The following is a 14312-nucleotide window of genomic DNA, read 5'->3' on the forward strand; positions in this document are numbered from 1 at the left end:
ATGCACCATCCGACGGGACGGGTGAGGGGAGAACTTTTATTACATTGTATAAGGGAGAGGATTATTTATGGCAAACCGCATCGTACTGAATACGGTGTCCTATCACGGCAAGGGCGCGATCGGGAATATTGTCCCCGAACTGACGGCACGCGGCTTTCAAAAGGCTTTTGTGTGCTCGGACCCGGATCTCATTCGATTCAATGTAACCAAAAAGGTGACGGACCTGCTGGACGCAGCGGGCTTTGCCTATGAGGTATACAGCGACATCAAGCCCAATCCTACGATTGAGAACGTTCAGACAGGCGTGGCCGCGTTCCGAAAGAGCGGCGCGGACTGCATCGTAGCCATCGGCGGCGGTTCCTCCATGGACACCGCCAAAGCCATCGGGGTCATCATCGAGAACCCGGAATTTGCCGATGTGCGCAGCCTGGAGGGCGTAGCGCCCACGAAGAAGCACGCCGTGTTTACCATTGCGGTGCCGACCACTGCGGGTACTGCCGCTGAGGTGACCATCAACTACGTCATCACCGATGTGGAGAAAAAACGCAAGTTTGTGTGCGTGGATACCAACGATATCCCCGAGGTTGCGGTCATTGACCCGGATATGATGGCAAGCATGCCCAAAGGCCTGACAGCCGCCACGGGCATGGACGCGCTGACGCACGCCATCGAGGGCTATACCACAAAGGCGGCATGGGAAATGACGGACATGTTCCATCTGAAAGCCATTGAGCTGATCGCCAGGCATCTGCGCGGCGCTGTGGAAAACACAGCCGAGGGCCGCGAGGGCATGGCGCTGGCGCAGTATGTGGCGGGCATGGGCTTCTCCAATGTGGGCCTGGGCATCGTACACAGCATGGCGCACGGTCTGGGTGCGCTGTATGATACGCCTCACGGTGTTGCCAACGCGATCATCCTGCCGGTCGTCATGGAATACAACGCGCCGTACACGGGTGAAAAATACCGGGAGATCGCCCGCGCCATGGGGGTGGAAGGCGTGGACGCAATGACGCAGGAGGAATACCGCAAGGCCGCCTGCGACGCTGTGCGCAAGCTGGGACAGGATGTGGGCATTCCCGCAGACCTGAAAGCCATTGTGAAGGACGAGGACGTGCAGTTCCTTGCCGAGAGCGCCTTTGCGGATGCGTGCCGTCCGGGCAACCCGCGCGACACCAGTGTGGAGGAAATTGCCGCGCTGTACCGCAGTATGATGTAAAACAGAGCCGCCGCGGCGGCTGCCGGCCCGGGGCATACGCTCCGGGCTGTTTTTTTGTCGAAACCGTAAAAGAAACGTCGTTTCTGTTTGACTTTGGGCGTGTTCCGGGATTATACTGAAAGAGTTGAAGCCCTGCGCCTTGGGAGGGGTGCGGGAGGCGTTCAAAACAAAACGGAAAGGGACAGGGTGCTATGAAGTTTTTTATCGACACAGCAAACGTGGAGGACATCAAAAAAGCCAACGATATGGGCGTTATCTGCGGCGTGACGACGAACCCCAGCCTGATTGCAAAAGAGGGGCGGGATTTCGGTGAGGTCATCCGTGAGATCGCGTCCATTGTGGACGGCCCCATCTCCGGCGAGGTAAAGGCCACCACCGAGGACGCGGCGGGCATGATCGCGGAAGGTCGTGAGATCGCGGCGATCCATCCGAACATGGTGGTGAAGATTCCCATGACGGTGGAGGGCCTGAAAGCGACCAAGGTGCTTTCCGCAGAGGGCATCAAGTGCAATGTGACGCTGATCTTCAGCGCGAACCAGGCACTTCTGGCTGCGCGCGCGGGCGCGGCGTACGTCAGCCCGTTCCTGGGCCGTCTGGACGACATCAGCATGCCGGGCATTGATTTGGTGCGCACCATTGCGGATATGTTCGCCATGTATGACGATATCCATACGGAGATCATTGCGGCCAGTGTGCGCAACCCTGTGCATGTGACGGACTGCGCGCTGGCGGGCGCGGATATCGCCACGGTACCGTACAGTGTCATCGAGCAGATGACAAAGCATCCGCTGACGGATGCGGGCATCGCAAAATTCCGGGCCGACTACGAAAAGGTGTTCGGAAAATAATTCAAGCCATACAGACGGGGCCGCGGCTGCGGCCCCGCCTTTTTGTTTCTGCTTGTAAAAGTTGCGCCGAAATGCAGAAAAAACGTGGCGCACAGGCGCATATCCTGCTACAATAAAGAAAATAAGTGCGGATGGGGAAAAGGGGCTGTCCGCGAAGGAGGAAGCATTTATGCTGCAGGAACTGAAAATGAAAAGTCTGAAGGGACACGCTGCGTCGATCATCATCGCGCTGGCTCTGGCGGCGGGGCTGCTGTGGGGGACGGGCTTCGGCGCATTCAAAGCCATCGGCGGCCCGAAGCCGTTGGACTCTTTGGATGTGTCCGAGCTGAAAGGGCAATACGTGGAGGCGGAGGTATACCTGATCTATGACTGGTATGCCTATACAGAGCGCACCAATACATCCACAAACCGCTCTACTGTCACAGAGAAGGAATACATTATTCCGGTAGGGGATGCGGAATATATGGGCCTTGCGGTGGACGCCGGATATATCAGCACAGCGGATGATTTGCTGGATGCATCCTATGAACTGCTGACAGGCGCCAGCCAGACGCCGGGGGAAAGCTTTACGGTGCGGGGGACCATTCTGCCGCTGTCGGGAGAGTCGCTGGATTTTTACCATCAGGTGGTCGGCTATGACGACTGGACGGCCGAGGAGCAGCAGATGTTCCTGCCGTTGGTGCTGAAAGCGGATTACCTGGGCAGCATGGACCAATCCGGTACCTGGCTGCTCACGGCAGGCGCGGGCGTGGCGCTGTTTGCGGCGGTCTGGATGCTGGCGGGTGCGCTGACGGGGCGGTACCAAAAATGCATCCGGGCTTACTGCAAGGCAAGCGAGAGTCCGGAAGCGATGCTGGAACAGCTGGAAACGTTCTACCAGAGCACTGAGCCTGTGAACGGAGTGCGTACAGGCCGGTGGATGATGTTCGAGACCGGAGGCAAAACGACAGTACTGGACGCTGAAAATGTGGCGTGGGCGTATATGCGCACGGTGCAGCACCGCACCAACGGCATTCCCACGGGCAAGACGCACGGCCTGGTGGTGCGCACGCGGGATAAGAAGATGTATGAGATATCCATGAAAAAACAGGACATGGTATACGAGACGCTGGACGCAGTGCAGCGCGCGATGCCGCATGTGGTAGTGGGTTATACGGCCCGGCTGGAGCAGATTTACAATACGCGCCTGGAGGATTTTGTGCGCCTGCCTTACGACGAAGCGCTGCGCGCCGAGCTTTTCGGCACGCAGACTGCCGCGGAGCCTTATGATTCCTGAAAAAAGAAAGATGTTCGGCTGTACGGCCCCTCCGGAGAGGGGCCGTATATTTTTTGCAAAATCGGTTGACAATAATACTAAATAGGTATAGTATGAATACAGACCCCCACCCCGGGGGAGAGGTTTTAAGAGAGGGAACGAGATGGTAAAACAAAAATACAACGTCACGGGCATGATATGCTCGGCGTGCAGCGCCCATGTGGAAAAGGCGGTGCGCGGCGTGCAGGGCGTGTCGGAAGTGTCGGTGAACCTGCTGACGAACAGTATGGTGGTAGAGAGCGATGCGCCGCTGAAGCAGGATGTGATCGTCAAGGCGGTGGAGCATGCAGGCTACGGCGCGTCGCCTGCAGACGGCCGGGGGGCGGGCCCCGCCGCAAAGCCGGGGGGCGCGCCCGTGCAGAACCCCATGCAGGCGCAGCTGAAAAACATGCGCATGCGCCTGTGGGTCTCGTTTGCCTTCCTGGCGCCGCTGATGTATGTTTCCATGGGCAGCATGGCCGGCCTTCCGCTGCCGGGCTTTTTGACAGGGCATGAAAACGCCGTGGGCTTTGCCCTTACACAGCTTTTGCTGACTCTGCCTGTGGTGTATGTCAACCGCAAGTATTACGAGGTGGGGTTCAAGACGCTGCTCCGGGGAAGCCCGAATATGGACAGCCTGATCGCCATCGGCTCCACTGCGGCGCTGGTATACGGCGTGTTTGCCATCTACCGCATCGGCTATGGCCTGGGCGTGGGGGACCATGCGCTGGTGTCCCAATATCACATGGATCTTTATTTCGAATCGGCGGCGATGATCCTCGCGCTCATCACGCTGGGCAAATATCTGGAGACCAGGAGCAAGGGCAAGACCAGCGAGGCGATCACCAAGCTGATGGACCTTGCGCCCAAAACAGCCGCCGTGGAGCGCGGCGGGATGGAGACGGTGATCCCTGTGGAGGAGGTCGTTGTGGGCGATACCGTGCTGGTGCGGCCGGGCCAGAGCGTGCCCGTGGACGGCGTGATCCTTGAAGGCAACACGAGCATCGACGAGGCGGCCATCACAGGCGAGAGCATCCCCGTGGAAAAGGAGCCGGGCAGCACCGTGATCGCGGCCACCATCAATAAAGCGGGATTTTTCAAGTTCCGTGCCACCAAGGTGGGCGCGGATACCACGCTGGCCCAGATCATCCGTCTGGTAGAGGACGCAAGCTCCAGTAAGGCGCCCATTGCAAAGCTGGCGGACAAAATTTCCGGCGTGTTCGTGCCGGTGGTCATCGGCATTGCTCTGGCGGCCTCCATCGGCTGGCTTCTCGCCGGGCAGACGCCGGAATTTGCGGTCTCCATCGGTATCTCCGTGCTGGTCATTTCCTGTCCCTGTGCGCTGGGTCTGGCCACGCCCGTGGCCATCATGGTGGGCACGGGAAAAGGGGCGGAAAACGGAATCCTCATCAAATCCGGCGAGGCGTTGGAGACGGCGCACAGCATCAACGCCATCGTGCTTGACAAAACTGGTACAATAACAGAAGGAAAGCCTGCCGTTACGGACATTCTGCCCGTCGGCGCGTTGGCGGAGAATGAACTGCTTGCGCTGGCCGCCGGCCTGGAGCGGCAAAGCGAGCATCCGTTGGCACAGGCCGTGCTGGAGTGCGCCGCCCGGCGCGGCGTGCAGCCCTATGAGGTGACGGATTTCAAGGCGGTGTTCGGCAAGGGCATCGAAGGGCGGTATGCGCGGGAGCTTTATTTCGCCGGGAATGAAGCCATGCTGGCGGAGCGCGGTATGGCGCTGCCTGCCCCTGTGAAGCAGAAGCTGGACGCGCTGGCCGGCGAAGGGAAGACCCCGCTGCTGTTCTGCGGCGAAAAGACGGTGCTTGGCGTTATCGCCGTAGCGGACACCGTCAAGCCTTCCAGCGCCGCAGCCATTGCGGACTTAAAGCGTATGGGCATTGATGTGACGATGCTGACGGGCGACAACCGGCGTACTGCGGAGGCCATCCGCCGCCAGTTGGACATCCCCCATGTCATTGCCGAGGTGCTGCCGCAGGAAAAGGAGCAGCATGTGGCGGCTCTGCAGCAGCAGGGGAAAACCGTCGCTATGGTGGGAGACGGCATCAACGACGCGCCGGCGCTGGCCCGCGCGGATGTGGGGATCGCCATCGGCGCGGGCACGGACGTTGCCATCGAAAGCGCCGATGTGGTGCTGATGAAAAGCGACCTTGCCGACGCGGTCACGGCCATCCGGCTGTCCAAGGCCGTTATCCGCAACATCAAGGAGAACCTGTTCTGGGCTTTCTTTTACAACACGGTGGGCATCCCCGTCGCGGCGGGGCTTTTGTACCTGCCGTTCCATCTGCGGCTGAACCCGATGATCGGCGCCGCGGCCATGAGCCTTTCCAGCGTGTGCGTCGTAATGAATGCACTGCGGCTCAAGCGTTTCAAAGCCCATCCGGCGCATGCCGCCGCGGAGCAGGAGGCGTCCTTTTCGCCTGTGCCCGCCCAGCCGCGCGCCGAACGGATAGAATTGCCTCAAAATGAGAATATCAACAAAAACGACAGGGAGGAAAAACAAATGAAGACCATTACACTGATTATCGAAGGTATGATGTGCCAGAACTGCCGCAGCCATGTGGACAAGGCGCTGAACGGAATTTCGGGCGTTGCCGCGAATGTGAGCCTGGAAGAGAAAAAGGCCGTATGTACTGTGGAGGACGGCGTGAGCGCCGATACGCTGAAGGCCGCCGTGGAAGATGCGGGCTACACCGTCATTTCGGTGGAATAAGCCGTGCGGGCGGATAAGCAGACGGTCACGCGGCTGCTGAAAACGGCGCGCGGCCAGTTGGACGGCATCCTTGCCATGGTGGAGAACGACCGTTACTGCGTGGACATTTCCAATCAGGTGATGGCCACGCAGTCCATCCTCACCAAGGCGAACAAAGAGATCTTAAAAGCGCATATCGGCGGCTGCGTGCAGGAGGCGTTTGAAAGCGGAGACCCGGCCCTGCAGGCGGAGAAGATGGACGAAGTGCTTGCGCTTGTCGATAAGCTGGGGCGCTGACGGATGCGGGGAGAAGAAGCAAAAGCCGCCGCGGCGCGGGCGTGGCGGAGCGACAAAAAGCTGTATCTCGCACTGGGAGCGGTGGGCGCGTTTCTGCTGGCGCTGCGCCTTGTAATGCGCAGCCGCGCCGCATCGGACTTCATCGTGCACAAGATCGTGCAGCCATACCACCGGGCAGTGGGATGGCTGTGTGGTTTTGCGCCCTTTTCTGTGGCCGAGCTGTGCTGGGCCGTGCTGGTTTTGTTCTGCATCTGGTATGTGGGCCGCACGGTGTGGCTGTTGGCGCGTGGGCGCGGACGGCGGCTGGCAGTGCTGTGGAGGCGTGCGCTGGGCGGCGTGCTGGTGGCACTGAGCGTTTACACGGGCTTTACGCTGCTGTGGGGCCTTACTTATTACGCGGAAACGTTTGAAGAACAGGCAGGCGTAACGGCCCGGCCCGTAACACTGGACGAGCTTGAGACCACAACGCGCCTGTTTATGGAAAAGCTGAATGCGGCGGCGCCGTTGGCGCCTCACGCCGCGCCGGGCGTGCTCTCCGGCGATACACAGGCTATTTTTGACGCATCCGGCACATTGTACGACGCATTGGAGCAGCAGTACCCGTTTTTGTCTGTTTCCGCCGTCAGCCCCAAGCCCATGCTGTTTTCCCGGGTGCTGAGCGCGCTGAATTTTACAGGTTTTTTCTTCCCGTTCACCGGGGAGGCGAATTTGAATGTAGATTCGCCCGAATGCCTGCTGCCTGCGACCATTGCCCATGAATTGGCGCATGTGCGCGGCGTCGCTCCCGAACAGACGGCCAATTTTGTGGCCATCCTCGCGTGCGACACCAGCGGCGACCCGCTGTATGCGTATTCGGGTTATCTGTTGGGGTATATCCATCTTTCCAACGCGCTGTACGGTGCGTCTTATGAAAAATGGCTGGAGATCGCGCAGCAGGTATGCCAGACGGCGAACGAGGATATTCTCGCAAACAACGCCTATTGGCGGCAGTTCGAGTCTCCGGTGTCCAAGGCGGCGGACAGCGCTTATTCGGGATTTCTGCAAAGCTACGACCAGGAGCTCGGCTCCAAAAGCTACGGCGCGGTGGTGGACCTGTTGGTGGCCTATTACGGCGGTATGTAAAAGTTTGCCGCCGGCGGTTGACAGCTTCCGTCCTTGCGGCGCGCGTAAAATAGAATACAAGAGCCCGCTCCGGGAACGGCCTTACGCCTGTACCCGGAGCGGGCTTTCTGGTTTGAATCGGCGGAGAAAATGCGCATCACGGCGCGTCTGCGCCGGGTTTCTGTGCCGCCTCCGCCGCCTTTTCTGCAAAAAACTTGTCCCGTTCGCGGAAATAGCACTGGGGACACAGCGATTCGTACTGCACATTGTTTTCCATGTCAATGGCCACCTGTGCGCCTTCAAACACAAATTTTCCATTTACCTTGCGGCCGTTGAACATTGCCTTGCGCCCGCACTGGCAGATGGTTTTCATCTCTTCGATGTTGTGGGCAAGCTCCAGCAGACGGGTGGAACCGGGAAAACCCTGCAGGGAAAAATCCGCCCGCAGGCCGTAGCAGATGACCGGCACGTTCAGCGCCACAGTCACCATGAAAAGCTGTTCGGCCTGCCATGACGTGAAAAACTGGCTTTCGTCCGTCAGAACGCAGGCAAGAGGCCCGTTTTTTGCAATATCCGCGCGCACCAGCGCCAACGGGTCCATATCCGGCCGCACCGCGATGTCAACACGCCGCTCCACACCCAGGCGGGACATCAGCTTTTCGCCGCCTTTGGTATCTATGGAGGGCTTCATGATAAGCACGCGCATGCCGCGCTCTTCGTAGTTGTAGGCTACCTGCATCAGCGCGGTGCTCTTGCCGCTGTTCATGGCGCCGTATCGGAAATATAGCTTTGCCATTTGGTAAGACCGTCCCTATCCTGTCGTTTTAATCGTTGCGCACACGGTAGCCCAGGCTCATCAGGCTGTCACCCAGGTGGACGTTCTCCACCGTGATACCCTCGTAGTCCACCGAGAGGTCGTAGTGGCTGAAGTTCCAGTAGCCCTTTACACCGGCCTCCACCAGCGTGGGGGCTACGGCCTTCGCGCCCGCGCGCGGGATGCAAAGCACCGCTACGTCCGGGTGGTGTGCGGCGCAGAAAGCGGCCAGCTCGGCCACGTCCTGCACCATCACGCCGCACTGCAGCTCCCGGCCGATCTCGTCCGGGCTTTTGTCGAATGCGGCCATCAGGTGATAGCCCCGGGCCTCGGCGGAAAGATAGCCGGATATGGCGCGGCCCAGACGGCCTGTACCGATGAGCACTGCGTTGAGATTCTTTTCACTGAACAGCAGCTTGGATATCTCGCTGAGCAGCACATCCACATGGTAGCCGATGCCCTGTTGGCCGAAACCGCCGAAGCAGTTGAAATCCTGCCGGACCTGTGAGGCTGTGGTGCCCATCATTCGGGCAAGCTCACTGGAAGACACCTTCACGATGCCGTTGTTGTGCATGTCCGAAATATAGCGGTAGTATTTCGGCAGCCGCTTGATGACGGGAAGGGAGACTTTATTCTGGTTTTGCGCCGCCATTGTCTTCACCAACTTCTTTTCGTCTAAATTAAAGGGTCTCGATGGTGCGCATCACGTAATCGCCGAACTCGGTGCAGGTGCAGCCGGTGTCGCGGCCCGTGACGGTGAGCGCCTTTTCCGTGAACATGCATTTGTCCAGCGCGGCGGTGAGCTTGTCCGCCTGGGCCTGGTAGCCGATGTGGGACAGCAGCATCACGCTGGCGCGTAGCATGCTGCACGGGTCCGCATACTGGGCGCGTCCCTCCTTCACCATGCGCGGCGCCGAGCCGTGAATGGCCTCAAACATGGCGTAGCGCTTGCCGATGTTGCCGCTGCCCGCCGTGCCTACGCCGCCCTGGAATTCGGCCGCTTCGTCAGTGATGATGTCGCCGTACAGGTTGGGCAGCACGAACACCTGAAAATCGGTGCGGCGCTTTTTGTCCACCAGCTTGGCCGTCATGATGTCGATATACCAGTCGTCCGTGGTGATTTCAGGGTATTTTTCCCCCACGGCCTGGCAGAGCTTCAAAAACTTGCCGTCCGTGGCCTTGATGATGTTGGCTTTGGTAACGATGGACACGCGGGTTTTGTGGTTTTTCCTGGCAAAATCATACGCAAGCTCTGCAATGCGCTGCGTGCCGTCAGTGGTAGTGATGGTGAAATCCACAGAGATGCCGTCCTCGGTCTCGAAGCCGCAGCTGCCCAGGGTGTACGCGCCCTCAGTGTTCTCACGGAAGAACGTCCAGTCGATGCCTTCCTCGGGCACCTTCACGGGCCGTACGTTGGCGAACAGATCCAGCTCCTTGCGCATGGCAACGTTGGCGCTTTCGATGTTGGGCCATTCGTCGCCTGCGCGGGGGGTGGTGGTAGGCCCTTTCAGGATGACGTGGCAGGCCTTCAGTTCGGCCAGCACGTCGTCGGGGATGGCTTTCATGTGGGCGGCGCGGTTCTCGATGGTCAGGCCGTCGATCTCCTTGAACGTCACCTTGCCCCTTTCCACCTCGTCCTTTAAAAGGAAGCGCAGCACGCGCTCGGCCTCATGCGTAATGGTCGGGCCGATGCCGTCGCCGCCGCATACGCCGATGACGATCTGCGGCAGTGCCGCGTAATCCACAAAATCTCCCTGTGCCCGCATGGCGGCCACCCGTTTTTTCTGCGCCTCGATCAGCGCGCCGAATTTTTCTTTTGCAGCAGTGATGTTTTCCAATTTGCGTGCCTCCGTTGTCGTTTATTTTTTGCCGCCGCGCATGCCGCGAAAGGCGGTGCGGCGCGGAAATGCCGGTGTTTACCGGTTTTTTTCGCGGGTGTAGTTCAAAAGGCCTCCCGCGCGGATGATTTGCGCCTGGCGCGCGCTGATGTCGCAGCGCAGGGGGATGACGCAGCCCGTGGTCTTGTTCGTCAGCGTTACCGCGCCGTTTTCGATGCCCGCGATCACGCCGGAAAGCTCCAGCGTGTCTCCCAGGGAGATCTTTTCATAATCTGCGGCATTCTCGAATTCCAGCGGCAGGATGCCCGCGTTCACCAGGTTCGCCTTATGGATGCGCGCAAAGCTGACGGTGACGACCGCGCGGATGCCCAGATACAGCGGCACCAGCGCCGCGTGCTCACGGCTGGAGCCCTGGCCATAGTTGGCGCCTCCCACGATAAAGCCGCCCTCTGCCGCCATGGCGCGCGCGGGGAATTCGGGGTCACACACTTCAAAGCAGTAGTTTGCCAGATGCGGGATATTGCTGCGGTAAGGCAGGATCTTGCTGCCGGCGGGCATGATATGGTCCGTGGTGATATTGTCGCCCACCTTCAGCAGGCAGGGCAGCTCCATTGTGTCTGTCAGAGGCTGCGCCACGGGCAGGGGCTTGATATTCGGCCCGCGCAGCACCTCGACGCTTTCATATTCGTCCTCAGAGGCGGGCAGATCCACCATGTTGTCGTTGATGGGAAAGGCCTCCGGCATGGCGACGGGCGCGGCCGCAGGCACGGAGGTGGGGTCGGTGATATACCCCGTCAGGCAGCTCACAGCCGCCGTTTCAGGGCTTACAAGGTATACGCCGGCGTCCCGCGTTCCGCTGCGGCCCTCGAAGTTGCGGTTGAACGTGCGCAGGGAAACGCCCGCGGAGTTGGGGCTTTGGCCCATGCCGATGCAGGGGCCGCAGGCGCTTTCCAGAATGCGCGCGCCCGCGTCCAGCAGGGCGGTGAGCGCGCCGTTCGCGCTCAGCATTGCCAGCACCTGGCGGCTGCCCGGCGCAATGGCAAGGCTCACTTCGGGAGATACCGTTTTGCCCTTCAGGATCTCGGCCACGGTCATCAGATCCGCATAGCTGGAGTTGGTGCAGCTGCCGATGCACACCTGGTCTACCTTCGTCATGGAAAGGCTGCGCACGGGCTTCACATTGTCCGGGCTGTGCGGGCACGCGGCCAGAGGCTCCAGCGCGGAAAGGTCGATCTCAATGACCTCGTCGTACACGGCGTCCGCGTCGGCGGCCAGCGGCATATAATCCTCTTCGCGCCCCTGCGCCTTCAGAAAGGCATGGGTGACTTCGTCGCTTGGAAAAATGGAGGTTGTAGCGCCCAACTCCGCGCCCATATTGGTGATGGTGGCGCGCTGGGGCACCGTCAGGTTTTTTACGCCCTCGCCGCCGTATTCCACGATCTTGCCCACACCGCCCTTTACGCTCATCACACGCAGCACCTCAAGGATGACGTCCTTGGCGCTCACCATGGGGCGCAGCGCGCCGGAAAGCTTTACCAGCGTCGCTTTTGGATAGGGGATATAATACGCGCCGCCGCCCATGGCCACGGCCACGTCCAGACCGCCCGCACCCATGGCAAGGCTGCCGATGCCGCCCGCCGTAGGCGTGTGGCTGTCGGAGCCGATGAGCGTTTTGCCGGGTTTGGCGAAGCGTTCCAGATGCACCTGATGGCAGATGCCGTTGCCCGGGCGGGAGTAGCGCACGCCGATCTTTTTGGCGATGGTGCGGATGAAACGGTGGTCGTCGGCGTTCATAAAGCCGCTTTGCAGCGTGTTGTGGTCGATATAAGCGACGGAAAGCTCCGTGCGCACACGGGGGATCCCCATGGCCTCATATTCCAGATATGCCATGGTGCCCGTGGCGTCCTGTGTGAGTGTCTGGTCGATGCGCAGGCCCACCTCGCAGCCCGGCTCCATTTTGCCGTCAACGAGGTGTGCGGCGATGATCTTCTGTGCGATGGTCTGTCCCATTCCAAAACCCCTCTCCAGTTTTCCTGCGCTGCCGCCCGCCGCGCGGGCGCATATGCACAGTATGGTTATATACTTATTTATAATACCTGTTTGATAAGTTATTGTCAATGAAACGGCTGTGAAAAACGGGTGCGCCGCACCGTGTAAGGCAAAAATAAAATGCATTACTATTTTTGCGCGGAAAGGCGATAAAACACGGCGCGGCAGGGAAACATAAGGGAAAAAGCGAAAGGCGGGAGACCATGAACAGCGATACGAAAACAAAAGCGCAGCCGCAGGACAGCGAGGAAACAGAGGCGGAAACCGACAAAGCACGCTTTGAAAAGGATTATATACTGGAGACAGGCTCTGTGCTGCGCACAAAGGGAAGGCATGCCATCCATTGCCTGACGGTCATCGGGCAGATCGAGGGACATTCCATCGCGCCTCAGACGCAAAAGACCACCAAGTACGAGCATGTCATTCCACAGCTCGTTTCCATTGAAGAAGACCCGGAAGTGGAGGGGCTGCTCGTCATCCTGAACACGGTGGGCGGCGATGTGGAGGCGGGCCTGGCGCTGGCGGAGCTCATCAGCGGCATCACGAAGCCCAGCGCCACGCTGGTGTTGGGCGGCGGGCATTCCATCGGCATTCCGCTTGCTGTATCAGCACGGCGCAGCTTCATCGTGCCCACGGCCACCATGACGGTGCACCCGGTGCGTCACTCGGGCCTGGTGCTGGGTGTGCCCCAGACCATGCGCTATTTCGAGCAGATGCAGCAGCGCATTACGGGCTTTGTGGCGGGCCATTCCCATATCAGCGAGGCGCGTTTCACCGAATTGATGATGCACACGGGTGAGCTGGTGATGGACATGGGCAGCGTGGTGGATGGAGAAACAGCTGTGGCGGAGGGCCTCATCGACGAGCTGGGCGGTTTGGGCGACGCGCTGCATTATTTGTACCGCGCCATCGAAGCCCCGCGCGACGGCGCGCCGGAGCAGCGGAAAGCCGGAGGAAAGCCGCGCCGTGCGCCGCGCGCGCACAGTGCCGGGAAATGATGCCAAGACCCGTGCGGGCCTGCCGCAAGGGCGTACAAAAGCATGCAGCCGCAACGGTTCCAACTGTACAAGCGGAGCGTTTGGTGGTACAATGTACAAGTATCAGTGTGCAAAAATGCGCAAAAGCCATGCGTGCGGCGCATGAAAAAATCCATCCGGCGGGGCGTTTGGGCCGCGCTGGGTACATACAGGGGTATCGGACAAGCTATGGCATCGACAAACAGGGCAAGAAAAACAAATACAAAGACGAATACGCGCGGCTCCGGCCAGCGCGGGGGCAGGCGGCGTGCGAAGCCGAAGCCCGATATGAACGCCAGGTGGAGCATACTGCTGTTTGGCATCGGCGTGCTGGTGTTCGCGCTGATCGTGGTCCCGGGCGCGTCGGTGTGGAACTGGGTGCGCACGAACATCCTGTTCGGCGTGTTCGGCGTGGGCAGTTATGTGCTGGCGCCCATGCTTTTGTACATTGCCGTATTGGTGGCCTGTGAGCGCCCGGTGAAAGGCAAGCTGGCAAAGGCGCTTCTGGTGCTGATGCTGGTGTGCGGCACGTTCCTTATTTTTTCAAAAACAGACCTCACGGGCCTGGGCTTCTGGGAGGGCATGGCGGTGCTGCGCAGCACCGGCGCGTCGGAATGGGGGCTCGGCGGCGGCATGCTGGGCGCGGTGTTCGGCTGGACGCTGCTGCTGCTGTGCGGCCGCCCGGGGGCAAATATCCTCATTGTGATCTTCATGCTGATGGGTCTGATGCTGTTCACAGGCGTCACGCCTGCGGATATCTGGTACTTCTTCTCCGGCCATGCGGGCCGCATGAAGGATTCCATGGACCGGCGCGCCGATGCACGTGCCCAGCTGCGCGAAGCGCGCGCACAGGAGGCCGAGCAGGCCCGCCTTGCGGCTGAGGAAGAAGCGCGGCGGCATCCGCTGCCCGCCGGGGACGATGTCCCGCCCTTCGACATGGATGCAGCGGCCTACGAAGCCGCGCGCAGCGGACGCAAACGCCGTGCGGCCATTGATATCGACATTGGCGGCGAGGCTGTCAGCAGTACTGAACTGAAAGAGGACGAGAAGCCTGTCATTGGTCCCGGCGGGACCTTCGGCATGTATCCCGGCAAACCGCGTCAGCCACGCACGGCGGCGCCCG

General features: G+C 60.2%; 12 protein-coding genes. 8 read left to right on the top strand and 4 right to left on the bottom strand.

Going from position 1 to position 14312, the window contains the following annotated elements; all coding sequences use genetic code 11:
• Positions 1-67: 67 nt before the first annotated feature.
• The 6 genes from fucO to IIY41_RS05000 all read left to right on the top strand — a co-directional run bounded on the left by fucO (position 68) and on the right by IIY41_RS05000 (position 7493).
• Positions 68-1216: a lactaldehyde reductase gene (gene fucO / locus IIY41_RS04975; RefSeq protein WP_055080679.1), complete on the top strand. Its 1149-nt coding sequence runs from the start codon at positions 68-70 to the stop codon at positions 1214-1216.
• A gap of 191 nt (positions 1217-1407) precedes the next feature.
• Entirely contained in the window at positions 1408-2064 is a 657-nt protein-coding gene (gene fsa, locus IIY41_RS04980) for a fructose-6-phosphate aldolase (protein ID WP_058723327.1), read from the top strand.
• A 169-nt stretch (positions 2065-2233) separates the two neighbouring features.
• The gene (locus tag IIY41_RS04985) at positions 2234-3340 is read left to right on the top strand and encodes a DUF6709 family protein (protein ID WP_058723326.1); all 1107 of its coding nucleotides are present in this window, start codon (positions 2234-2236) and stop codon (positions 3338-3340) included.
• Between the two features lie 142 nt (positions 3341-3482).
• Positions 3483-6095 (top strand): heavy metal translocating P-type ATPase, encoded by a 2613-nt coding sequence (locus IIY41_RS04990; RefSeq protein ID WP_287400039.1) that lies wholly within the window; start codon positions 3483-3485, stop codon positions 6093-6095.
• 3 nt (positions 6096-6098) lie between these two features.
• Positions 6099-6371 (top strand): metal-sensing transcriptional repressor, encoded by a 273-nt coding sequence (locus IIY41_RS04995; protein ID WP_009325409.1) that lies wholly within the window; start codon positions 6099-6101, stop codon positions 6369-6371.
• 3 nt (positions 6372-6374) lie between these two features.
• A complete protein-coding gene (locus tag IIY41_RS05000; RefSeq protein WP_287400042.1) occupies positions 6375-7493 on the top strand; it encodes a DUF3810 domain-containing protein in 1119 nt (372 codons plus the stop codon).
• Between the two features lie 136 nt (positions 7494-7629).
• Here IIY41_RS05000 and IIY41_RS05005 read toward each other — a convergent pair whose 3' ends face one another.
• The 4 genes from IIY41_RS05005 to IIY41_RS05020 all read right to left on the bottom strand — a co-directional run bounded on the left by IIY41_RS05005 (position 7630) and on the right by IIY41_RS05020 (position 12134).
• A complete protein-coding gene (locus tag IIY41_RS05005; protein WP_055080683.1) occupies positions 7630-8268 on the bottom strand; it encodes a thymidine kinase in 639 nt (212 codons plus the stop codon).
• A gap of 28 nt (positions 8269-8296) precedes the next feature.
• Complete coding sequence (locus IIY41_RS05010; protein ID WP_009325412.1) at positions 8297-8938, bottom strand: redox-sensing transcriptional repressor Rex; 642 nt, start codon at positions 8936-8938, stop codon at positions 8297-8299.
• A 28-nt stretch (positions 8939-8966) separates the two neighbouring features.
• The gene (locus IIY41_RS05015; RefSeq protein WP_287400044.1) at positions 8967-10124 is read right to left on the bottom strand and encodes an isocitrate/isopropylmalate family dehydrogenase; all 1158 of its coding nucleotides are present in this window, start codon (positions 10122-10124) and stop codon (positions 8967-8969) included.
• A gap of 78 nt (positions 10125-10202) precedes the next feature.
• Positions 10203-12134, bottom strand: coding sequence for an aconitate hydratase (locus tag IIY41_RS05020; RefSeq protein WP_009325414.1), 1932 nt, complete (start codon positions 12132-12134; stop codon positions 10203-10205).
• Positions 12135-12376: 242 nt separating this feature from the next.
• Here IIY41_RS05020 and IIY41_RS05025 point away from each other — a divergent pair, with 242 nt between their 5' ends.
• Positions 12377-13171, top strand: coding sequence for a ClpP family protease (locus IIY41_RS05025; protein ID WP_009325415.1), 795 nt, complete (start codon positions 12377-12379; stop codon positions 13169-13171).
• 207 nt (positions 13172-13378) lie between these two features.
• On the top strand, positions 13379-14312 hold a 934-nt coding region (locus IIY41_RS05030; RefSeq protein ID WP_502709817.1), incomplete at its 3' end, for a DNA translocase FtsK 4TM domain-containing protein.

The sequence above is a fragment of the Ruthenibacterium sp. genome (assembly GCF_017421385.1).
Taxonomy (GTDB): domain Bacteria; phylum Bacillota; class Clostridia; order Oscillospirales; family Ruminococcaceae; genus Ruthenibacterium; species Ruthenibacterium lactatiformans.

Coding starts and splice junctions, on each gene's coding strand:
- IIY41_RS04985 (WP_058723326.1), top strand. CDS start 2,234: ATGCTGCAGGAACTGAAAATGAAAAGTCTGAAGGGACACGCTGCGTCG.
- IIY41_RS05020 (WP_009325414.1), bottom strand. CDS start 12,134: ATGGGACAGACCATCGCACAGAAGATCATCGCCGCACACCTCGTTGAC.
- IIY41_RS04990 (WP_287400039.1), top strand. CDS start 3,483: ATGGTAAAACAAAAATACAACGTCACGGGCATGATATGCTCGGCGTGC.
- IIY41_RS05025 (WP_009325415.1), top strand. CDS start 12,377: ATGAACAGCGATACGAAAACAAAAGCGCAGCCGCAGGACAGCGAGGAA.
- IIY41_RS05005 (WP_055080683.1), bottom strand. CDS start 8,268: ATGGCAAAGCTATATTTCCGATACGGCGCCATGAACAGCGGCAAGAGC.
- fucO (WP_055080679.1), top strand. CDS start 68: ATGGCAAACCGCATCGTACTGAATACGGTGTCCTATCACGGCAAGGGC.
- fsa (WP_058723327.1), top strand. CDS start 1,408: ATGAAGTTTTTTATCGACACAGCAAACGTGGAGGACATCAAAAAAGCC.
- IIY41_RS05010 (WP_009325412.1), bottom strand. CDS start 8,938: ATGGCGGCGCAAAACCAGAATAAAGTCTCCCTTCCCGTCATCAAGCGG.
- IIY41_RS05000 (WP_287400042.1), top strand. CDS start 6,375: ATGCGGGGAGAAGAAGCAAAAGCCGCCGCGGCGCGGGCGTGGCGGAGC.